General features: G+C 35.3%; 14 protein-coding genes. All 14 read right to left on the bottom strand.

Translation table 11 applies throughout. The features are described from left to right. Window positions 1–74 precede the first annotated feature (74 nt). The gene (locus GQ47_RS17440) at window positions 75–251 is read right to left on the bottom strand and encodes a histone H1 (protein ID WP_026729959.1); all 177 of its coding nucleotides are present in this window, start codon (window positions 249–251) and stop codon (window positions 75–77) included. Between the two features lie 223 nt (window positions 252–474). Then, the gene (locus GQ47_RS17435; protein WP_035651095.1) at window positions 475–2,916 is read right to left on the bottom strand and encodes a glycosyl hydrolase 115 family protein; all 2,442 of its coding nucleotides are present in this window, start codon (window positions 2,914–2,916) and stop codon (window positions 475–477) included. Between the two features lie 299 nt (window positions 2,917–3,215). Next, entirely contained in the window at window positions 3,216–4,544 is a 1,329-nt protein-coding gene (locus GQ47_RS17430; protein WP_035651092.1) for a rhamnogalacturonidase, read from the bottom strand. A gap of 22 nt (window positions 4,545–4,566) precedes the next feature. Next, entirely contained in the window at window positions 4,567–5,943 is a 1,377-nt protein-coding gene (locus tag GQ47_RS17425) for a family 43 glycosylhydrolase (protein ID WP_035651089.1), read from the bottom strand. Window positions 5,944–6,023: 80 nt separating this feature from the next. After that, complete coding sequence (locus GQ47_RS17420) at window positions 6,024–7,358, bottom strand: hypothetical protein (RefSeq protein WP_035651087.1); 1,335 nt, start codon at window positions 7,356–7,358, stop codon at window positions 6,024–6,026. A gap of 248 nt (window positions 7,359–7,606) precedes the next feature. Further along, complete coding sequence (locus tag GQ47_RS17415; protein WP_035651085.1) at window positions 7,607–8,956, bottom strand: glycoside hydrolase family 88/105 protein; 1,350 nt, start codon at window positions 8,954–8,956, stop codon at window positions 7,607–7,609. Window positions 8,957–8,984: 28 nt separating this feature from the next. After that, entirely contained in the window at window positions 8,985–10,253 is a 1,269-nt protein-coding gene (locus GQ47_RS17410) for a DUF4861 domain-containing protein (RefSeq protein WP_035651083.1), read from the bottom strand. A 42-nt stretch (window positions 10,254–10,295) separates the two neighbouring features. Further along, complete coding sequence (gene rhaM / locus GQ47_RS17405; RefSeq protein ID WP_035651080.1) at window positions 10,296–10,625, bottom strand: L-rhamnose mutarotase; 330 nt, start codon at window positions 10,623–10,625, stop codon at window positions 10,296–10,298. 2 nt (window positions 10,626–10,627) lie between these two features. Beyond that, the gene (locus GQ47_RS17400) at window positions 10,628–11,647 is read right to left on the bottom strand and encodes a family 43 glycosylhydrolase (protein ID WP_051951618.1); all 1,020 of its coding nucleotides are present in this window, start codon (window positions 11,645–11,647) and stop codon (window positions 10,628–10,630) included. 224 nt (window positions 11,648–11,871) lie between these two features. Further along, entirely contained in the window at window positions 11,872–13,407 is a 1,536-nt protein-coding gene (locus GQ47_RS17395) for a sialate O-acetylesterase (protein ID WP_035651079.1), read from the bottom strand. Between the two features lie 314 nt (window positions 13,408–13,721). Then, window positions 13,722–15,665 (bottom strand): RagB/SusD family nutrient uptake outer membrane protein, encoded by a 1,944-nt coding sequence (locus GQ47_RS17390; RefSeq protein ID WP_035651076.1) that lies wholly within the window; start codon window positions 15,663–15,665, stop codon window positions 13,722–13,724. A gap of 19 nt (window positions 15,666–15,684) precedes the next feature. Continuing rightward, window positions 15,685–18,804, bottom strand: a complete 3,120-nt coding sequence (locus GQ47_RS17385; protein ID WP_035651073.1) for a SusC/RagA family TonB-linked outer membrane protein — start codon at window positions 18,802–18,804, stop codon at window positions 15,685–15,687. Window positions 18,805–19,257: 453 nt separating this feature from the next. Further along, complete coding sequence (locus tag GQ47_RS17380; protein ID WP_035651071.1) at window positions 19,258–21,360, bottom strand: RagB/SusD family nutrient uptake outer membrane protein; 2,103 nt, start codon at window positions 21,358–21,360, stop codon at window positions 19,258–19,260. Window positions 21,361–21,401: 41 nt separating this feature from the next. Next, window positions 21,402–24,557, bottom strand: a complete 3,156-nt coding sequence (locus GQ47_RS17375; RefSeq protein ID WP_035651069.1) for a SusC/RagA family TonB-linked outer membrane protein — start codon at window positions 24,555–24,557, stop codon at window positions 21,402–21,404. Between the last annotated feature and the right edge of the window lie 120 nt (window positions 24,558–24,677).

Genomic DNA, 24,677 nt, shown 5'->3' with positions numbered 1-24,677 from the left:
CATAACTCATAACTAAAAAAAAACCTCGCTTACATTACATAAGCGAGGTTTTTGTTTTTGAAATACGAAGCGTATTATTTTTTTGATTCTTCGATAGAAACTTTTCTGAACTCTTTCAAAAGTTTTTCAATTTCTAAAGTAGCTTTTCTAGCTCTTGGTCCAGCAGCTTTGATACCTTTTTCAGTTAAAGATTCAGCTTCTGCTTTAAATGTGTCAATTTCGGCGTTGATTTTTACTAATAGATCTTTCATGCTTATACTTGTTAAATTAAGGCGCAAAAATAAAAGTTTGCTGGAACTATAACGCACGTTTAATGTTAAAATTATAACTGTTTTGGCTATTTGAGTTAATAATTATTTAACCTGTTTTCTTTAAATCTCTATATCAACAGATTACAAAAATTTAAAAAATTATTTTTTTTATTTTTTTTCTCCTTTTCCCAACTGTTACTGCTTCATAATCATCATTTAATGCTTATTTTAATGGTATTTCGTAGGAACTTCCTTCGCTTGACGGATAAACTGCCAACTGATCTAGTAGAATGCCTGTCTGATTCACCTCAACTTTGATTGTGTGTTTTCCCTTCTCTAAATTCGATGCAGGAAGTTTTACAATGGCGCTGTTTCGTAAAACATTTTCTTTCCAGGTTTTATCTCTGTCTCTCGTATTTGTTTTAAAATTTTGTAAGACATTTTTATCCAATTGAACACCAATTTCATGATCGAAATTGTTAGCATGCGTTGGCAACAAACGAACTTCTATTTCATATTCTCCAGCAGTCTTAATTTCAAATTGATAAATTATAAAAGGTTTTTCTGTTTTGAAATACTGTTGTTTTAATGGAAACAAAGTAATAGCATTGTTGCTGTAACCCAAACCGTTGATTGTTTTCCAATTGTAATTTTTAAAACCCTTTTGAGAAACAAATGTATTGGCCTGAATCGCAATTCGGTTTATTGTTTCCTTTTGCAATTTTACAACTGATTCAGGCTTTTTAACCGAATCAAAAACAGGTAAATTTCTAGGATGCATTGACATCATTTTATTCCATTTTCCATCACTTAATTTCGTATTGTAAAAATCGGTAAGTGTTTCAATTTTATGGAAAGCTTCTGAAGCTAAAAGTTCGTATTTTGCCTTTTCTTTTTCATCTGAAACAATTGATGCCAAATTCCAATATAAAAACTTATGATTCATATAAGCTGCTCCTTTTACAGGATAAACAGCTAATTGAAACCAAGCATCTTTTCGCTCTTCCGGAATGAATGCTGAAAGACTGTCTATTTTTTCAATAAGTTTATCATAAGCCTTTATTCGGTTCCAAATTTCCTTTTCTGAAAAATCGGATAGTTTTACTGGAGTCGTTGGTTCTGTTTGGCTCCAGCCCATATATTCTGGTTTTCTGAGAAAAGCCAAACGATAATATTCTTCAAAAACAGTACTTACATCGGCGCTAATTTTAGGCGAAAATTCTCTTGAAGCCCAATCTTTCAAATATTGATTAAGTCCGTCCGATTTAATAGAATTGATGTTCCAAGCCATATCTAGGAAAAGTTCCGTATCATATTCGGCAGGCTTTATATCTCCAACATTTACAATCCACATTTTTTTTGCGCCGTTTTGATAGGCTTTGTTCATTTCGTACCAAATCAAACCTGGTTGCATTGTACTCAGCCAAAGATAATCGTGTGGTCTTCCCCAATAACTGATGTGATAATAAACACCGCTTCCTCCTGCTCTTTTTTGCTCTTCATCATTACTCAAACGGCGAATGTATCCGTAATTATCATCAGGCCAAACTAACGTAATATCACTTGGAACTTTAAGTCCGTTGTCGTATAATTCTAAAACTTCTTTATATGGAACAAAAGCTTGCGGAATATCTGCTAAAGGCTTTTTGAAAGTATTTGAAAGCATTTCGCGCTGGTTCATAATAATCTTTTCCACCATCGAAATCGATTCGTTCAAATCCTTTGCTCCTTCCATTTTACTGTCATGAACGCCTCGCATTCCAAGCGTCATAATCGTTTCATTTTGAGCCGATTTTAATTCATCTAAACGATCTTGCCAATATTTATCAACCTGAGTTTTATTCGTAAAATAATTGTAATCACCGTAGATTTTTGGTTTCCATTCATCAACATTATTTCGAAGCATTGGTTCCGCATGCGAAGAACCAATTACGATATGATATTTCTGCGCCATTTCTTTATTTCCGGCAATGGTAAAAAATCCTTTTGTTGACGGATGCATCGCCGGCCAAATGGTATTGGCTTTTAAACGCAATAGTAATTGAAAGATTTTCTCGTAAGTTTTCGGACCAATATCACCCGTTTCTGGTTCAAATGTTTTGGCAGCCCAAGGTTGTAACGCCCAATCTTCGTCATTCAAAAAAATGCCTCGATATTGTACCGAAGGCGAAGAAATTATTTGTTGTTTCGAAAGTTTTAAAACGAGTTTTTCTTGTTTTATGGGATGAACATCTGCCCACCATTTCCAAGGGGAAATTCCGAGACGATCTGATATTTCAAAAATTGCATAAACGGTTCCGCGAACATCAGAACCGGCAATTATTAGATTTTCTTTTTCCTTTTGGATAGAAAATTTTTCCCATTGATTCGAAAGTTCTTTTTGCTCTTTTCTATTTTTAAAAAGTGCATTTGAAGCTTCTCCAATATAAATTCCGTTTTTAGAAAATGAATTTGTTTGAAGTATTTCTGGTCGTTTTCCGGTTAATTCTTTGACATCATCGGCCAATTCATTTACTGCCCAAATAATTAAAGGATCTGTATTTTTATCAATGAAAATATTTACCGCGTTGTTTGAATCAGCGATTACAAAATCACTTGCGTTTTTGTTTTGGCAGAAAACATTTATGGATGAAATCGAGAAAACTAATAGCAGTATTTTTTTCATTTTGGAATTTATTTTGGACGCTTTATTGGGCCACGGATTTTACTAATTTAACGGATTTGCGCCAGTTTTGTCATTCCGAGGAACGAGGAATCACAAAAGAAATTAACACACAATCTTGTCATTCCGAGGAACGAGGAATCTCCACAAGTAGCTCTACAAAGATTGTCAATTTAGATTGTGGAGTTTCTTGCGGAGATTCCTCGTTCCTCGGAATGACAAACTTTATGGTTACTTTGTGTTAGACGCACTGCTGTACGCCTCTATAAAAAACCTCTATGTAACTTTGAACCTTTGAACCTCTATTCAAAAGCCTTCTTATTCACAAAAACATTTTTAAAAGTCACATTCTTAATCAAACTTTTATCAATATCAGCCTTAACAGATTCAACATTTAAGTTTTCGAAAGTGAAGTTTGACAAACGTACATTTGGATCGTTCTCCACTTTATAGAACATCTCGCATTTTAGGTCAATATTTTTTAACGTAACATTATCGCCATACGATAACGGAACATCAGGACGACCTTTTAAATCAAAAAACTGTTTCCATGCTAAAATCGCCAGACCGTTTTTAGTTTGCCCTTTAATATCTTCCAATCTGATATATTCGTAAAGCTGTGGTGTATCAGGTCTCATTTTAAGATGCAACAATATTGATGGGCCATCAACTTCACAATTACGCATAATGATGTTTCGATTATGAATTGCCTCACTTCCATTAGTTAAAGCCGAATGACAATATCCGAATTTACAATCTTCAATAATAATATTGGTGTTTGGCCCATTGTTTTTATCCTGATCTGCATACGGTCCTTTACCTCCTTTTAACGCTATAGCATCATCATTTACAGACATGTTGGTGCCTTTTATCAATACGTTGTTGCAAATGTCAAGATCAATCGCATCGGTGCTTGGAGCATCACCTTTTTTGTGTGGAGAATAGATATAAGCATCCAATATTTTTATGTTATTGCATTTGTAAAAATGATTGGTCCAAAAACCTGAATTAATGAATTTTACATCCTGAAATTGTACGTTGTTCGAATTCCAAACAAAAACTAATCTTGGTCTAGAAACTTCAAGATTGGTACATTTCGGATTTTCTTTTCGGCGTGCCCAGAAAGCATCCCAATATTTTCTTCCATTTCCGTTGATTGTTCCTTTTCCCGAAATCGAAAAATTATCAACGCCATAAGCATTTACTAAAGCTGGGAAATAATCTAAATTCTGGCCTTCCATTCTTGATGGCATTATTGGATAATTTGAAATATCATCAGAACCTTTTAATACTCCGCCTTCGCTGATATATAAAGCTGTTTTTGGTTTAAAAAACAAAGCGCCACTCAAGTAAACTCCTTTCGGAATTACAATTACACCGCCACCATTTGCAGACGCTTTATCAATCACTTTTTGAATCGCAACAGTCTGAACTTTTGTACTGTCTTTGCTTACTCCAAAATCAGTTATAGTGTATTTTTTTCCTAAATCTTTTAATTGAAGCTTTTTATAATCTTTAAACCAAGATGTAATTTCAGTTCCGTCTGGAAATTTATCGTTGCTGTATTTCTGCGAAAATGAGCTTTGGGAAATTCCCAAAACACATAAAACCAAAGTGAAAAACTTTTTCATTGTAAGCTGTTTTATTTTTTATTTATTTTTTTATTTCAATCTGAGTAACAGAAATATAATATCCTGTACTTCCATAATTTGATTTTCTTTTATCTGACCAATTTGGTCTTTCTCCCGTAACCGAAACAGTCAATTTATAAGTGCCTTTTTTTAAAATTGGAGATTTAAAAACTTGCATCAAATCTGAATATTTACTGTACATATCAATAATTGCTGTAAGTATTGTATTTCCTTTTTTGTCGGTTAAAACAGCTTTTGCATAACCATTTTCTGTACCAACAAAACTCGTCAAACCTATTTGTTGACCTTTAAACTTTATCGAAAATGAAGCATCTTTATCATCTGATTCACTTTCATAAACCATATTTCCATTGGTTACATATTTCCAATTTCCCTTATATCGAATTTGTTTGTTTCTGTTGTTGATAATCTGATCTTTCTTATCCGAAATAGAAATAATTCCTGTAGAAACATCTATTTTCCAAGCTTCCTGATACACCGGAATTGAAAGCGATTTTCCTGAAATTGTTAAAGGTTGCCAAACATAAGTTGCTGATGAAGCCTGTTTCGGAAACGACCAACGATCGCCCATGAACATGTATGTCGTTTCTTTTGAACCTTGAATTGGCAAAACAAAAGTCGATTGCGAATTCCACGTAAGTGTTTCTTTTGGTGCAATTAAACCTTGAAATTCCCAAGGTCCTTTAATTGAATTTGAGGTATAATAATAATTGTCATTTTTCTCCCAGCTTGTCAAATGCGAACCAATAAAATAATACAAATTATCTTTTTTCAGCATTGTAGGCGATTCAAATCCGGTTGTTATATTTTCATTTACTTTTTCGGTAACCGATTTATAATCATCACTTAATTTGTAAATTTCACCGCCGTGAACTAAAATATATCCCGAATTATCAGTATCCTGAAAAGTTCCCATATCCCATTTTTTGATTGGTTTTCCATCCAATAAAAGTGGTCCTTTAAAAGTATATGGACCTTCAATATTTTTTGAAACCGCATAACCCACAAACTGATCTTTATACGTTAAAGTATCGGCGTGCATGTACATTACAAATTCATTGGTTTTTGGGCATTTCATCACTTTTACTCGTTCACCAACACGATTTGGCCCCAATTTTCCAGATTCTTGCAATGGAAGCGCTACTTTTTCAAATTTCCAATTGTAAAGATCTTTTGAAGAATAACAATTAAACCCTGCAAATGCATTGCTGGTATCGCTATGCGCTTCTCCAAATAAATAAAATGTATCTTTCTCTTTTATAATGTTGGCTCCGTGCGCGCTTACAATATTTCCGTTTTGGTCAAGCCAAGGAACACCAGAATAAATGGCATCCATTTTTCCTGATTCTTGCGCAAAAGAAACCGCCACATTGCTCATAAAAACAATGAAAATTAAGCGACACAAAACTGAATAATTCTTTTTAAACATTTTATTAATTACTTTTCACTTTTTACTAATCACTTTCTTTTCAGCCATTCTTTCGGAACATTTACAATACAGATATTCAGCGTTCTATTATCCTCAGAAAGCATCGCCGACTGAATTTCAATTTTTGTTCCGTCTCTGTTGAAAGTTGGGTGAACGTGATCTGCTGCTGTTTCTTTATGTCCGGTTGTCAGCATCATCATTTCATTTGTTTTTCTGTCAATTAAATATAAACTTCTAGAAAAGTCATCTCCAACAGCCCATCTTCCGTCAGAAGAACCATGAACGTGCCATAAACCGCTTCCGCTTTTAGTTTGTCCGGCAATAATCATTTCTCTGGTTCTTAGGTTTACAATTGCCAAACCAGTAGGTTTTTCTCTCGTTCCCGAATTTCCCCAATTGCTTTCCTGACCCGGATTTTGAGGATTTCGAACTTCGGTACTAGAAGTAACTTCAACGGGAGCTTCTTTCTGAATATCAATTTTTCGATGTCCCATAATCGCCATTGCAACCTCATCTTTAGAAATTACGACTTCGTGCGTTACCCATTCATAATCCGATTCTGGGTATAATGGTCGTAAGCCTGAACCATCCGCCATTACGGTCCAAGTTCGCTGTGGAGATTTTCCGCCTGTTTCCCAGCAAAAAACCAATTCACCCGGATTCCAAATATTCGATTGAATATGTCCAACCTGAAACGGTACTGAAACTACATGTTTAATTTCTCCGGTTTTGATATCCATACTGCTGATTCCACCTGGACCTGCACCCATATTTCTTGGCCCGAAACTTTTTTCAATTTTAATATTTGGATCCAAATGACGAGCTGCTTCTTCTTTTCCAATTCTGAAATAAACACGATCTTCATTAGCATCCAGAGCCATATCTCCTGAAGCGCCCATTTCTGGATTTGTTGTGCCGCAAACACGTTCATAAGCTGATACAGGTTTCATTTTTCCTTTTTCACTATCAGCAAAAACAGCTTCCAAATTCACTTCCATAATCTGCATCTTATCACCGTCGCCTTTTCGCATAAAATACAATTTCATTGATTTTTGCGCCATGCATAAAGTTCCTGTATATCCGCCTTCGGTAACCTGAACCATTATACCCGATTTTTCGTTGACCGCCATTGCTTCTCCGTTGGCTCTTTTGGTTCTGAAGATAAGCCATTCACCATCAGCAGTCCATTGTGGATGCGTTGGATATGTTTTCGAATCTCCCGCTGATTTTGTGGTTAAAAAAATTAAATCGATACCAGTTACGGGATCTTTGATTATTTTTTTTTCTGATGGAAATCGTTTTCCTATCTGCGCAAAAGCAATTGTGCCGATTAATAAGAAAAGTATATTTATTGTTGATTTCATATGTTGGTCGTGTTTTGCTGCGAAGGCGTAAAGTTTTTCTTTTTAAATTACTTTGTCAATGAATCTCGCAAAGTCGCAGAGACGCAAAGTTTTTTTACTATGAACAACAGAATTGGGCTAAAGCCGATAGTGATGACTTATATTTTACCCCCAGTTAAAACTGGAGGCAATTAAAATTTAAACTTTCAAACTTGGCGTCTTTGTGCCTTTGCGAGATTAAAACTTTACAAAAAGCCTTAATATCTATTTTACTTATGTAAGTTATCTTTCCCTTCGATTTTTAATTGTATAGAACTGTCATTTATTTGAAACTGACTGTCTTTTAAAAGCATAATTACTTCGGCTCCGGCCAATAAAACTGGACCATAACCGTGAGCGGCAAAAACATTTATTGGACGATAGTAATAAAATGCAGGATCAAAACCCATTCCGGTTCCGACGCAAGTTCCTTCTACTTGACCTTTGTCATTTACTTTTGTTGCAACAGCATTCCAAGCCAATAAAACTGCTGGTGCGTATGTCATTTTATCCACATAACCACGATTTATTGCTCTAGCAATAGAATACGCATAAATTGCCGTTGCCGAAGTTTCTAAATAAGAATCATTTCTATCTAATAATTGATGCCAAAAACCGGTTCCGTCTTGATATTGAACCAAACCAGCGATGTGTTTTTGCAATTGTGCCAAAACCTGAGGATAACCAGGATGATTTTTTGGCAAAACTTCTAATAATTCAACCATTGTCATAACTGCCCAGCCATTTGCTCTTGCCCAATGAAATTGAGGATGTACCGTCATAGATTCAACCCAACCGTGCATGTAAATTCCTTTTTGGCTGTTAAACATTCTTTCAGAAAACTGATTCACTTGTTTTACAGCATCGTCAAAATATTTTGTATTTCCGGTGTAACTTCCCATTTGTGCCAAAGCAGGTACACTCATAAACATATCGTCAAGCCAAAGCGTATTATCCTGTGGTCTGTTTCTTGCTAAAGTTCCATCTTTTAATCGGAATTGTTTGTTACTGATAAAGTCGATGTAGTTGTTTACCAAAGGATCGATATTGGCTTTTAAACCGTTTTTTTTGGCTTTAATAAAAGCTGCACAAAGAGCTCCGGCAAAATCTAATGCTTCAGGATGAAGCGTTTTAAGCATGTCCTTATCCTTGATATTTTTTTCATTATAATTTTCGGCAATATCAGCGATTAACTGTATTCTTTTATTGGAGTAATCAGCGTAATATTTTTCGCCTGTTGCTTTAGAAGCTAGAAGCATTCCGGCATACGTAACACCCCATTCATAACTGGTCAATCTGAAAGCACCCGGTTCAAAAACAATATCCTGATTGCCTTTTTTATAATCTGTAATAACAGCTTTAGTATTTGCATCGACAATTTTTGAAGCCGAATTTTTATCTAAAAAATTATAAACTCGGTCCAAAACCACTTTTATATCTTCCTTTTGCGGAATAACATATGGAGTTGGATAATCAGGCTGCATTAAATGCAATGGCGCTGTCGCATCTGTTTTTTGTGCATTTGCATTTGTAAATGATGCAAACACAAGCATTGCTAAAATGGTTGATTTATAATTCATATGGTTAGTGTGTTAGTTTAAAATTGTTTTATTTACTGATTTCAACCGTTATTTTGGCAGAAAGCTGTTTTGCCAAAGTGGTTACATAATTGCTGAAATAAGCTGCATCTTTAAAGTTTTTATCGGCACTCAGTTCCCAGCCTGCAATGGCATAGTAACTGATTTTCTTATTGTTTTCTACATTTAACTTTGCCAAATAGGAATCTGTTAACTGACCCGTTTTTGGTGCTTCAATGTAGCCTTGATAAATTTTCTTCGGAACTAAAATTGCAGTTCCTAAAATCCATTCGCGATTGTAGGTCAAATTATCATGCTGAATAAAACAAACCCAATCACCAGCTTCGACAACTTGAAGCGGATTTTTATTATTGATATTTGAAATTGCTGCAAGAAAAGTTTCTCCGCCTTTAAGTCCGCTGATAGAAACTGTGTTTTCATAACCGTACATTCCCGGCCAGATTGAAGTCGTTTCCTGAACTTGGTAATTATTTCCAGAAGCTTTCCAGTTTTGGTATTTATAACTTAAAACCGAATTGACCGGACCTTCACTTACAATTTTGAAAGTTGTTTTTTCGACATTGTTTAAAGTATCGTTTGTCAAAATTCCGAGACGGTTGATTTTGTCGTTTATCAATAAAGCGTAACCGCCCAAACCTGCAGAATTCCCTACAGGAAAAATATCTCTTCCCCAATCGTACATTACGTGATAATTGTCTTCAACAGCTCCTTTGCTGTTTATTCCAACATTTTCTGGTGTAATGGCAGGGATTTTTTTTCCGAAAACATCTTTAGAATTTCTTCCATCTAAATAATGTCTGAAACCTACTTTATCATTTTCCCAAGTTGGCCCGTCAGTTTGATATTTTTGGAAACCTAGTTTTTTATGCACCTGATTCGCCATTAAAACTTCCTCTGTCGCTGGCTGAACCGGTAAATCTTTAGCTTCTCTTTTTCCGAATCTTGCACTTGTTTTTATTGGAAATTTAGGATCTTTTAAAGACCAAGTTAATGTTGCTGTTTTCTTTTCGTTTGGAGCAAAATTAGTTACTAAGAAAAGTTCGTCCCATTTTCCATCACCATCTAAATCATTTAGCTGTGCCGGAATTGTATCATTTTTAGCAATCAAAATTGGGAAACTATTTGCAACATATTTTGATGCAATTTGGCTTCTTTTTATACTGATTGCTTTTTGAGGCACTCCTAAATCAGAAGTGTTTTTTAAAGTAACTTTTTGTGCATTGCAACTTGCTAAAATTGCTGTTGCAAAAGCTATTGACAAATAATATTTTGTTTTCATTTTTCTTTTTGTTTCAGGTTTTCTTTGTTTAAAGTTTCAGGTTTAATCCAAATGAAAAACCTCTTTTAATGAAACCGAAATTGGCGAATTATCAGGATTTGTATCCATAATATCGCCCATATATGCCCACCATTTTTTTACTATTGGATGATTTGGCAAATAGTCGAAATCAAAATCTGAACTGATTTTCTGCACCGCAAAAAGTATCAGTGTTTCTTCATCTAAAAAGATACTGTAATCCTGTATTCCAGTTTCTGAAAGCAAAGCCGATAATTCTGGCCAGATTTCGTCATGTCTTTTTTTGTATTCCGCTTCAAAACCAGATTTTAATTTCATTTTGAAAGCGTTTCGAATTGTGTTTTTATTTGCCATTTTTAATGCTTTAAATTTATTTGAACAGGCTCATCTCTATTACAGCTAATTTCGCCATTTATATATTGCAATTCTGCTATTTGAATAGAACTTCTTTTCGTTTCATAACCTTCAACTCCTTTATTTTCTGGAGTTCTACTGGGATGTGTGAAATAAAAAATATACGCTCGATCGCCATTTACAATTACATCCGGATGCCCGCCAATTACCTTGTCATCTTCACCAGTTCCGGGAGTTTGAAGAATATTTTTTTCCTGGCGTTTCCAATTTAAAAAATCTTCAGAAGAATAAATATTCAAACCTCTCCAAGAATCTGTTACCATCCAGTTTTTCCCTTTCCAAACAAAAACTTTTGGGCCTTCTCCTCTATCTTTTACAATTTTCGTTCCGCTGTCGGTCCAATTGTATAGATCTTTACTATCTGCGTAATAAATTGATTTTCCATCATTTTCATTATTGTAAAACATTCTCCAAGTTCCATTTGGTAATTGAAAAACCGAAGCATCAATACAACGTTCTGAAGCTAGTTTTAATTCTGATTCAAAATTCCAATCCATTAAATTCGTGCTCGTTAAATGAATAATTGAACGCGGATGATACCAGTCATTAAAAATTCCGGGAACTATAGTCAAATACATATGATATTTGTTCTTGTATTTAATAACATCTGGCGCCCAATACGTTACATCTTTTAATTTGTAATTAATCGTGCAAGTATCTTTGTATGTCCATTTTGCACCATCTTCAGAAGTTGCAACACCAATTTTTGTTCCGTGAACCCAAGTAATTCCTTTTGCTGTTGAATCTTTTGCTCTTCGATTGGTATAAAACATAAACCATTTTTTTTCTTTTTTGTTCCAAATAATTGTTGGATCGGCGGCTCCGTCATAAATTGGATCGCGGAATAATGGTTTTGGAGCAATATGTTTTTGATCTTTTTGAATGTCTTTTTGTGCTGTCATTGTTAGGCTGAACAATGCAGTTATTAGGATTGTAAAAAGATATTTTGGTTTAATTTTCATTTATTTTTTTGTTGTTTTTTTGTCATTTATTGCTCAATCTTGTCATTTCGACGAAGGAGAAATCTTCGCGAGTAACTCCGCAACGAAAGTCCAATCTTTGTAGAGCTTCTCGTGGAGATTCCTCGTTCCTCGGAATGACAAACTGTACTTATTACTTCCTGTTAATCACTTGTGTGATTCCTCGTTCCTCGGAATGACAAACTTTATGTTTAACCTTTTCTTAATTAATTTTTCTTTTCATTTTCAATCACCCAATCATCCGTTCTGAAAGGTGATGCCGGCAAATTTTCAACATTAAATAAATTTGGTTCTGGAACCGCTTTCCATGCAAAACGAACTGCAACTGGTTCTTTTACATTTGGAGAAGAAACCAGAATCGTTTTTTTATCAATTTTAGCTTTTGCGGGATAAAATACTTTGTCATTTCCTGCAATTTCAAATTCTTTTAAATTATCGTCGCTCTTTTTAAATCCGTTAGGAACGTCGTCAAAAAACAATTTAATTTGCTGTTTTTTGATTTCCAAATGATTGTATGTTGGTCCTGAATAAACTAATTTATTCTCTCCATACGTTTTTGCTTTTGCAATTAAAGCCAAACGATAACCAACAGTTTGTTTGTCAATTGGATGAATATTTTCAGCATTTCCAATATCGGTTGTAACGACCATTCCGCTGTTTGGAATTACTTTTGAGGACATTAATTGTGCTTCTCTGATGTAAGGATTTTGTCCTTTGTGTGGTGCAATCTGAACAAAATAAAACGGGAAATCGCCTTGATTCCATTCGCTTCTCCAACTTTTTACCATTGCCGGAAAAAGGGTTCTGTACAAAAATGCCTTTTCTGCATTGCTTTCTCCTTGGTACCAAATCACACCTTTCATCGTATAATTAGTTACCGGATGCAACATTGCATTGTACAAAACATAAGAGGTTTTATTTTCTTCTTTTTTTGGTTTTTTTAATTGGGTTTTAGAAATATCATTATTATTTGCAAGTCTTTCTTTTGCTAAATCTGCATAATAATTTTCTAATTTTTCCTGAAACAATTTTTCGTTTTTTGCATCTTGTTCTAAAATTGGAAGAAAATCCGGATTGCTTTCTAGAAAAGTTTGCGAAGTCCATGCCTCTGCTTTGGTTCCGCCCCAAGAAGTTGAAATTAATCCGATTGGCACTTTTAAATCTTGGTACAAATCTCTTCCGAAGAAATACGCTACTGCTGAGAAAGTTTTAATCCTAGATGGTGAGCATTCAACCCAGTTTCCTGTAACATCTTCTAAAGGTTTTTGAGACGCTTTTGTTTGGACAGTAAATAATCGTATCGATGGAAAATTGGCATTTTGGATTTCTTCTTCATAATTTTTTACTCCGGTTTTCCAAGTTCCTTCTTCTTTTCCAACAGGAAAATACATATTAGATTGTCCAGAACAAATCCATACTTCACCAATCAAAACATTTTTAAGAATAATTTTATTCGAAGCATCGATTGTAATATCATATTGTTTTTCGCTTCCTACTGGTGTACTGACTGCTGTTTTCCATGTTCCGTCAGGATTTGCAGTAATTTCTACAGGATTATATTGCCAACTTAACTGGATTTTGATTTTTTCGTTTGGAGAAGCCCATCCCCATAAATTCACTTTCGAATTTTGTTGTAAAACCATATTATCACCAACTAATGCAGGCAATTTTACTTGAGCAACAGCAGTCAGTTTTAATCCTAAAACAATGAATAATAACAACAATTTCTTTAAATAAATCATTCGGAATATAATTTTAATACTAAAACTTTAAAGATAAAGTACTAAAACGATATCGGTATCCTGTGCTTCCCTGTTTTGGTTCAGAAATATAAAAAACAAAAAAGGCAGCAACAAACGTTACTGCCTTCGTAAAATCAAAACCACTTAATTTTACCATTACCATATTAACGAAAACCAATATCCTTAAAATGATAATCAAATTTAAATATTAAATAACTGAAAACTATCCTGTTGTACCCTGCTATATAATAAAAAAAACCGCCTCAAAAATTGAGACGGTTCCTAACATAAAAAACCAAAAAATAAGTTTGATATTAATACCCTGGATTCTGCATAGCGGCTTTTTGTTCTGCAGTCAAAGGTTTTCCACTTGCATAAACTCCATCAAGAAAAGTCTGTGGAATTGGACGCAGGTTATGATATTCCTGAATATTTGCAGCTGCTTCAATATTATACGCTTTCGCTCTGGCAACTAATGTTTTAGTACGGCTTAAATCTTCCCAACGGTGAAATTCTCCACACAATTCTCTAGTGCGTTCATTAAGGACTAAACATAACATTCTGTCATAATCAGTTCCGTATCCTAATTTTGCAATTACAGCCATATCTTCAGCTGGTAATGCAGTAATACTATTAATTGCTAAGTTTGTTGCAGTTGTTGCAACTGCAATATTATTTGACTCATAATACGAGTTTTCAGGAATATACGAAATTGGAATTCCTGCCTGACCTGTCGTTGTATATGCCGCTGAACCATCCGCGTAAGCAGCACGATTTTCACCTGCTTTGTATGCAGCACGAGCACGAACCGTATTGATATAAGGCAACGCATCAGCATATGTTGCGCCACCAGCTTTTGCCAAACGGATTTTTGCTTCGGCAGCCATTAAGTAAGTTTCTCCGGAACGAGCCAATGTAATATCACGAGATCCTTTTATATTACTCAAATCGATTCTGTTTCCGTCCATATATTTACTTAAAGAAGGAAATCTTACATCGGCCATTAACCCCACTTTATCAGCTGCATAAGCTACATAAACACTCGGAATTGTTTTTCCTGTTTTTGGATAAATGATCGCATCGGTATTTTTAGTTTTTGCAAAACGTGTGTCTGCAGCTGTGTTGACAATATACATAATTCCTAAATCGCCATTTTTATAAACAGCTCCAGATGCATTATTGACAATACTTTTTGTTTGGAAACTTTTCCAGAAACGTGAATCATTTACGTGATCAAAAGCATCATATACAAAATAAGTTGGGGCCAAACGGCTAAAAGGTCTTCCGCCGGCAAGGTTACGCTTCATTTGGGGCAATTGGTCGTAAGTAGAAAGGAAATATAAATGCTGCTGATTTCCTCCAGTTGTTAATGTACTTGCATTGAACTGTGCAGATAAAATCAACTCCGGAAGTTTTTCGTTAGCACCGTCAGCAGTTGTGTATGACCATAAATTATCATAATTAGCTGCTAATGGGTGACGCGAAATTACCTCATCAGATAAAGCAACAACTTGCTGTAAATCGGCCGTTTTTGTAGTTCCATTCCAGCTGTCGTTAATTTCACTTGCACGAGTTAAATAAGCTTTCGCCAAATAATGAGCCGCTGCATCTTTAGTGATTTTTGCCGGAGCTCCAGCATTTCCTAATAAATTATAAGCCTGAGTAAAATCAGCAATAACCTGAGCTAAAACTTCTTGTGGAGCGGCTCTTGTAAATTCTAACTCAACTGTAGAACTTGTTTTTAATTTTAAAGGAACAGCGCCATACTGACTTACTAATTGCAGATAACTAAAAGCTCTTAAAAAGTAACCTTCACCTAAAGCCGTTTTCTTAATTGCGTCATTTGATGAAACGATATTTGTGGCCGACTCAATTAATGTATTGGCATTCCCAATTCCGATATATAAGTTATCCCAGTGTGTATTTGCCGCAACAGTATTCGCATTCGAAACTGTTACAAAAGCCTTAAATCCAGAAGAATACGAATTCCAAATCCAGTTTGAAGGGTCACCTCCGGCATGAAATTCATCAGTTCCAGATTCTGTAGCAGTAAGTGGTACTTCGCCTTGAAATTCTGCTGCAAATACCTGATAATAAGTTCCGACTGCCAAAGCCTGAATTCCAGCCTCAGTTTTATAATAATCTGAACTGTAAGCCGTTGTCAACTCTTCGTCAAGAAAGTCTTTGCTGCAAGAACTTCCTAAAGTCAGCGCTGCAACAAGCATTAAGTTGATATATAGTTTTTTATAATTTTTCATAATGATGTTTTTTAATTATTTAGAATTCTACATTTAACCCTAAAGTTATACCTCTGTTTGAAGCCGTTGTCTGCGTATCCAAATCAGTCCATTTTACTTTTGTAAAAATCATACCCGGATTAGTAGCCTGACAATAAATTCTCAATTTAGAAAGTCCAAGGCTCTGTACTAATTCTTTATCAAAATGATATCCTAAAGAAATATTTCTCATTTTCAAAAATGCCCCATTGCGATATCCTAAAATTGGGTAATAAGGATCTCCTGTACCTGCTGAATAAATAGGTTTTTGATATTCTGCATTTGTATTATTATCTGTATAATAATTAATAGATCTCTGGCTTCCTTTTGCACCTTCATTTTCACCTAAAGTATCATACAAATAGCCCATACGTCCATATACAAAGAATGATAATTCGAAATTTTTGTAGCTGAAAGTATTTGTCATACCAAAAATATATTTCGGATCTTTTGAACCAATAATAACACGGTCATTATTTGCATCAATTTTATAATCGCCATTTTGGTCAACTGGTCTTGCATTACCAAAAGTGAAAGTATTTGGCCCCATAACTGCATTAAATTTGGCCATTTCGGCAGCGTCCTCTGGCTTCCAGATTCCGTTTGATTCGAAACCGTAAATTACATTTTGAGAATCTCCAATAAATAAGTTATTGTTGATATCGTCAAATTTTCCGTTTTGAAGCGATACAATTTTATTTTGCTGATAAGAAGCACTGATGTTAGTAGTCCACTCAAAATCTTTTGTTGTAACGTTTACCGTGCTCAAAGTAAGTTCGACACCTTTACCTTCTGTTTCTCCAACGTTTTGGTAAGTATCTTTAACCCCGATAACCGTTGGTACACTGCTTTTTAATAACAAATCAGTTGTTCTGCTTGTAAAATAATCCAAAGCACCGGAAACTCTATTACTGAATAATGCGAAATCAATACCGTAGTTAAATTGAGCCGTTTGTTCCCAACCCAAATCAACATTTCCTAAAGATGTATTGTTTACAACACCCGATCCATTAGGATAAACAATCCCAACTAATGGAGGTTGTGTTGCATATGCAGGAACTGCAGCGTTACCAGTTTCACCGTAACCCACTCTCAATTTTAATTGATTAACCCAAGAAACATTTTCTAAGAATTTTTCTTTGTTTAATATCCATGCAGCTGAAGCACTCGGAAAAAATGCCCATCTGTTTGCTGCCGCTAATTGCGAAGCTCCGTCATAACGGCCAGAAGCAGTAAACAAATATTTATCAGCATACGTATAATTTACCCTACCCATGTATGACAATAAACCTGTATCAGTAAGACCCGAAGAATATCCAGCAAGTGTAACATTCGCAGGATTCAGAGCGTTCCATTTGTTTTCAGGGTTTTTAATATCATTTGCAGACATTGAACTGTTTTCATTATGATACTCCGTCTGGCTCATTAATAATGTACCTCCAAAACTGTGATTCCCGAATGTTTTGTTGTAGAAAATCAAGTTATCCAATGTATATGAAATTGTTTGTTCTTTAGCTAGAGAAGCAAAACTAGTTCCTGAACGAATAGCCGATTTACCATCCAAATAAACACCATCACGGAATGAGGTAAGATCAGGACCAAAATTGATACGGTATTTTAAACCGTCAAGTTTTGAAGAAATTGCTCCCAAATCAAACTGAGCATACAAACTACCAAAAGCACGCAAAGTTATACGCTGATCTTGAGACAATTTATATTCATCAACAGGAGTTCTGATCGTTGAATCTCCACCTGGACTGTCAATTCGGTTTCCGTTGCTGTCATAAGGAACTGCGTAAGGAAGGTTTGTACGTGCTGTTGCATAAATTCCTGTTGAACTTGTAACGGCAGTTCTACCTACGTTTGATTGCCCATATTCATTTATACCATAACTTGTATTAAGACTCACACCCATAGAAAACCATTTTGTTGGTGTAATATCAACATTGGCAGTTCCACTGTAACGCACATAACTTTGTCCAAATAAAGTTCCTGTGTTATCTAAATATCCAAAAGAACCGTAACCTTTCATTTTTTCAGTTCCACCGCTTACACCAATAGTATGCTGTTGTGTGATTCCGGTACGGGTTACAAATTTAGTCCAGTCTGTAGTTGCCACTTTAGAACCGTCCCAAGTTCCGCCAGCCCATCCTTTCTCGATGTTTGCCCATGCAGCCGGGTCAGCAGAAGCAAGGAAAATTAACTTATCATTTTCTATTGTAGGAGCATCTCCTTTAGGAAAAGCTGACGGGTTAGAGTAATATCTTCCCCAACGACGAAATTCGATATATTCTCCCGCTGACATCATTGGTGCATTTTCATGAATTGTTTCCGTCATTAAAGAAGTATCATAATTCAAAGTAAATTTTCCGTTTTTACCTTTTTTAGTTGTAACAATGATAACTCCGTTTGCACCACGTGAACCATAAATTGCCGTTGCAGAAGCATCTTTTAAAACGTCGATTGTTTCAATATCAGTTGGATTTAAGAAGTCGATACCTCCAGAATTGGCATCAACACTAATTTTACCTGTAGAGGCATCAGTAATCAATCTTGAATTTAGAGGAATACCATCAACTACATAAAGCGGTGCATTTGAAGCAGAAATAGAACGAGCTCCACGAATAGTAATATTTCCAACAGTTCCCGGACGTTCATTTGAAGAAACATCTACACCCGCAGCTTTTCCCTGCATAGCCTGTACGGCATTAACTACCGGTCTTGATGCGATTTCTTCAGCATTTACGCTCACAATTGATCCAGTAAGATCCTTTTTCTTTTTTGTACCGTAACCTACTACGACTACCTCCTCAAGAGAATTGTCCTCTTCTTTCAACAAAACATTGTAAACAGTTGCAGCGCCAACAGTAATTTCTTGTTTTTTAAAACCGATAAAACTGTAAACAAGAATGTTTCCAGAAGCCGCATTAATAGAGTAACTTCCATCCAGATCGGTACTCACTCCATTCTGGCTTCCTTTGATGAGTACATTGACACCCGGAATTGGCAATCCTGTAGCATCTTTAATGGTACCTTTGACTACTTTGTTCTGCGCGTAACCAGATGCATGGAATAATGCAATCATGGCTATCAACAGCAGCACACTCAATTTGTTTTTCATAAAAGTTAAATTTGGTTAATTAATTAGTTACTCAAATTTATTTAGAAGTTAATCTCGCACTGTCCTGTAGTATCCTGCAAAATAATTTATAACTATTCTAACTTACAGAGTTTTACAAAAATTATTTAAGATTTTTTTAACCATAAAATCCTTCAAACACTTGATTTTCAAAGGAAAATTGAATAAAAGGCTTCTAAATATGAATATAAAAACGAAACGTTATTATTTTTTCACATACCATAATTTTATTCAAAAATTTTTATTGAATGTGAAATTAATATCCGAAAATTATGATATTTTTTCCAAACCAATGTAATCGATTGCATTTTTTTTCTAAAAATATTTTATGATCCGTTTATTTTCATGATTTACTAGTATCATTTTCACTTTAAAAACACAAAAAAAAGCCGCCTCATAATGAGACGGCTTTCAAAAACAAAAAGTAAAAAGATTTTAGTAACCTGGATTCTGCCAAGCTGCTTTTTGTGCAGCTGATAAATTAGAACCATCATCGTTTAATAATCCATCAATAAAAGTTTGAGGAATTGGACGAAGTTCGTGTTTACCAACTTTAATATTAGGTGCCGCTTCAGCATTAAATGCTTTTGCACGTTTGATAAGCATTCCAGTACGAGAAAGTGTTTCCCAACGTTGCCATTCTCCTAAAAGCTCACGAGTAGACTCATTAAGAATAAAGTTTATAGCACGTTCTTTATCTGTCGAAGCACCAACTTTAGCCATAACAGCTTCATCTTCCGCAGGTAAATTATTAGGGAAAGATTTCAATGTCAAATCAGATGCTGCTGTTGTAACGGGAATTGTTGGATTAGACAAATAATAAGTATTCATATCTAAATTTGAGGCTGTAAAGGCTGTAGCTGAAGTTCCTGTATTTAAAGGATTCGTTTTAAACGCTTGAGAACCATCATTATAATAAGATCTATTTTCTCCTGCTTTCCATTGTGCTCTTGCTCTTACTACGTTGATATCCTGCATTGCATTTCCATACTGGCTAAGACGAACATAGCATTCTGCACGTATTAAATAAGTTTCAGCAAGACGAGCCATAATTACATCACGGTGTGAATCACCTCTTTCAGCAGTACGAGATCCACATTCTGTTTTATTGATACCAGCAAAGAAGTTACAAATTGGCTGGTTTTTAAATGTAGGTGCTACATAAACTCCATTTTGATACAACACCGAAGAGTTAGGTACATATTGTCCTTTTTTAACTGCTAAAGTTCCAGTAGTAGCAGTTTGTCTTGCTCCTGTATTCCATTCTGGTAAACGACCCGCTGCATCTGTCCAAGTTGGAGCCTGAACACTCGCACCAAATTTAGCACCGTCATAAGTATTGTCATTTTTAGTATTCAAGATCATCACAATACCAGGATCTCCAACTTTTACCCCTGACGGATTAGGAGCAATTACAGTATTTGCACCATAAACAGTTCTAAAAGTTTTCCACATACGTGCATCATTTACGTGATCAAACACACCATATGTGTATTCTGTAGGACGACAACGCTGAAAATCCATACTTCCAATCCAAACACCACGTCTTACCCATCCTCCAGAAAAACTAGAAAACTGAGGAGCGAAATAACTATATGTACGGTTTCCAAAACGACCAACTGTAGCAGCATCAGCATTGTGCCCTGCAGCCATTAAAATTTCATTAAGTTGCTCATTAGGGCAGTCAACTCCTGTCCAGTTTGCATATAAATCACTGTAATTAGGAGTCAATGGTCCACGAGCTGTAATTGCATATGAACAAGCATCGATTGCTTCCTTAAGATCAGCATCTTTGTAAGCAGCATTCCAAGCATCATTACGCTCAGACGCACGGAATAATAGCGATTTTGCTAAAAAATGTGCAGCAGTTGCTTTTGTCCAGGTAACTCCTTTTCCATAAGTAAAAACTTCACCTTCAAAAAGACTGTAAGCTTGGCGGAAATCAGATATTACTTGTTCCCAACATTTCTCTTCACTTGCACGCTCATAATTACGAACAACTCCTTCAATAGGTGTAGTTTGAAGAACAACACCTCCATATTGCGCAACAAGTCTGTAATAGTTATACCCTCTTAAAAAATAAGCATGAGCTAAACAACGGTTTCTAATTTTTGTATCTGTAATTACTTTTTCTGCTTTAGCGATAATCGTATTACAAGAAGCAATACCATAATACATCTCATCCCAAAGCGCGTTTGGATTAGTTGCATTTCCGTTAGCCGCTCCTGTTGCTGCTGATGCACCTACTGGTCCAAAACGGTTATCATAGGTATTCCACATTTCGTTAGTAAGGTCATTTGCATTGGTAAACTCATCTGTACCATACAAAGTATTTCCATACGACCATTCGAAACCAAAATGCCAGCGAATATTACCATAAAGAGATACCGTTAGCGCCTGAAGACCTTCAGGTGTATCAAAATAAGCTGTCGAATAAGCATTTGTTTGTTCTTCGTCCAGAAAGTCTTTCGAACACGAAGTGAAAAATATCCCCGCTGTTAATAAAAGACCAATTCCTATATTTTTTATATTATTCATTTTTTTACTTTTATTGTTATACTTCAATTCGCCACAACTTATTAAAACCCAACTTCAATACCCATAACAAAACTGCGGTTGTAATACGTTTTCTCAGTATCAAAATCATACCACTTAAGAGATTGGTAGATGCTTCCTGGATTTACAGCCTGAACATAAAGTTTCATGTTTGCTAATCCAATTTTATTTGCAACGTCTTTAGATAAATTATAACCCAAAGAAATATTACGAATTTTTACGAAAGATGCTTTTTGGAAACCAAGAAGTCCAGAAAAAGGATCTGCAGAACCTGAAGTTGCCTGACCTAAAATTGGCTTTTGGAATTCAGCATCTGGATTATCTGGAGTCCAGTAATCTGTTTCACGCTGATTTGCATGCGCTGTTAAAGCTTCACCTCCTAAAGAAGCAGTATATCCTGCACGTCCGTAAAGATTTATTCCTAAATCAAACCCTTTATAAGTAAAGTTGTTGTTCCATCCCATTGTATAATAAGGATTACTGTTTCCTATAACTACACGGTCTGTACCATCCATTTTGTAATCACCATTTTGATCTTTAGGTCTTACATTACCTGGTGTAAATTTATAACCGTTAGCATTCCATTTAGCCATTTCAGCAACATCTTCTGGAGTATTTTGCCAAAGACCATTATTATCATATCCGTAACGAACAGCGATAGACTGACCAATAAACCATGAGTTACTTACCATGTCTTGCGCACCATTTGCTAATCCAACAATTTCATCTTTCTGCCACGCACCATTTAAATTAGTTTCCCATGTAAATCCTGTAGCAGTTTGAATCGGAATAAGATTAAGCGTTACCTCAACTCCATGATTTTTTGTTTGACCAATATTCGAAACAATGTATGGATAACCTGATACTGGCGGTATGTCTACTCTTAATAATAAATCTTTAGTATCTGATTTGTAAGCATCAATAGTACCACTGATTCTGTTGTTTAAGAAACTAAAATCAACACCAAGATTGTATTGAGTTGTTTTTTCCCAACCTAAGTTTTTGTTAGGCATTCCTGTTTGAGTGTCTGTGTAATAAGGCTCATTTGTAGTAAATCCAATTGCATTACTCTGACCATTAAAAGGAAGGAATATTTGGCTAATATTTCCTAAAGTTCCATAAGGATTAACTGAAGAGTTACCAGAAGTACCAACACCTAAACGAAGTTTTAAGTTTTTAATCCAATCAACATTTTTTAAGAATTCTTCGTTATTAAGACGCCAAGCTAATGCTGCAGAAGGGAAGAAATCCCATTTGTGTCCTTCAGATAATTGCGTAACTCCATCCCAACGTCCTGAAACTGTTAACAAATAGCGATTATCATAACCATAATTTGCACGAGCCATATAAGAACTAATTGCACGCTCTGTAATACCTGAACTCATACGAGCATTATTAGCAGCATTTGTAGCATCTACTGAACCCATTGCATTCCATAAGAATGAAGGTTTAGGGATATTATTTGCACTCATAGCAGAATTTTCGATATTCCAAGATGACGCAGTTTGTAATAAAGTCAAACCAACTTTATGCTTAGCAGCAAATGTACGGTCGTAGTTAATAATATTATCTACAGTCCAAGAAAGATCACGACGGTTTGAAAGGCGAGCAAAATTACTACCTGCACTACCATTTGCATTAATTTTTAGTGATGATGTTCCGTCAACATAAACACCTTCTCTCCAACTACGGAAATCAGGTCCGAAATTTAATTTATAGGTAAGACCTTCTAATGAATGTGTCATTTTACCAAAATCTAAATTAGCAGAAAAATTACCTAAAACACGCATTGTTTGCGATTGCTGTGTACTTTTCTCCCACTCATCCATGATCGTATAAACACCTGATTCACCACCCGGATTAATAATTGTATTACCGTTTGCATCATAAGGAACAGCAATATTATAGATTTGTTTAGCAGCACCATAAATTGCATCCGGAGATGTTCCGCTTCTTGCACTTAAAGTTGACATACCATAATCTTGCTCGCTCCATGAAACATTAAAAGAAGCAGTCATTTTAAACCAATCAACTGGAGTAATATTTGAAGTTAATTTTGCAGTATAACGTTTGTACCACTGCCCTTTTTGAGTACCTTGATTATCTAAATAACCAACAGAACCATACGTATTTACTTTTTCAGAACCACCACTAGCGCTAATAACATGCTCTGTGCTAACTCCTGTCTGCGTTACATAATCAGTCCAGTTAGTGTTAATTACTTTAGAAGCATCCCAAGTACCACTTGCCCATCCTCTTAATACATTGTCTCTTGACGTTTGACCATCTAATGCACTGTCAAAAATCAATTTATCATTTGCAAGAGTTGGAGTCGCTGGATTAGCATATTTAGCTGGATCCAAATTGTATGCAGCCCAACGTCTGAAAGTAATAAAATCAGATGCGCTCATTGATGGTGATCTGTCAACAATATCAGAAGTAGTCACTGTACCAGCATAATTTAAAGTAAATCTACCTGATTTTCCTTGTTTAGTTGTTACAATGATAACACCATTTGCACCACGCGATCCGTAAATAGCTGTTGCTGAAGCATCTTTAAGAATATCCATCGATTCAATATCTCTTGGATTTAAAGTTTCAATTGCAGATGCAGACATTAACGGCACACCATCAACAACATATAAAGGGTCATTACTTGCTGTTAAAGAACGGTTACCACGAATACGTACTGTACCAAGAGATCCCGGACGCTCGTTTGTAGTAATATCAACTCCGGCAATCTTACCCTGTAGTGCTTCAGTTGCACTTGAAACAGGTCTGTTCATTAATTGCTGCGCATTTATAGTTGAAACTGATCCTGTTACGTCTGATTTTTTAGCAGTTCCATAACCAACAACAACAATCTCATTAAGTTGAGATACTTCTTCAACAAGTTTTACATTAATTTCTGAAGAAGTACTAACTGTTCTTTCAACAGATTTTGAACCAGTAGACGAGTATACTAATACTTGTCCAGTACTTGCACTGATAGAGTATTTACCATCAAAATCAGTACTTGTTCCCTGTTTTGTTCCTTTAATAAGTACATTTGCCCCTGGTATTGGCAGACCTGCCGCATCAGTGATTGTACCTTTAACCACTTTGTTCTGCGCATAACCTGCTGTCTGCAACAGCGCAAACATGACCAAAATCAGCAAAAGACTAAATTTGTTTTTCATAAAAGTTAAATTTGGTTAATTAATTAGTTCATCCAAATTTATTTAGAACAAGGGGGCACAGCATCCTGTAGTATCCTGTTAACTTTCAGGTTCTTATAATTAATTTTATGTTTTTATTAA

This window comes from Flavobacterium sp. ASV13 (genome assembly GCF_000745775.1).
Taxonomy (GTDB): domain Bacteria; phylum Bacteroidota; class Bacteroidia; order Flavobacteriales; family Flavobacteriaceae; genus Flavobacterium.
This window is presented reverse-complemented; position numbering and strand designations above follow the sequence as displayed.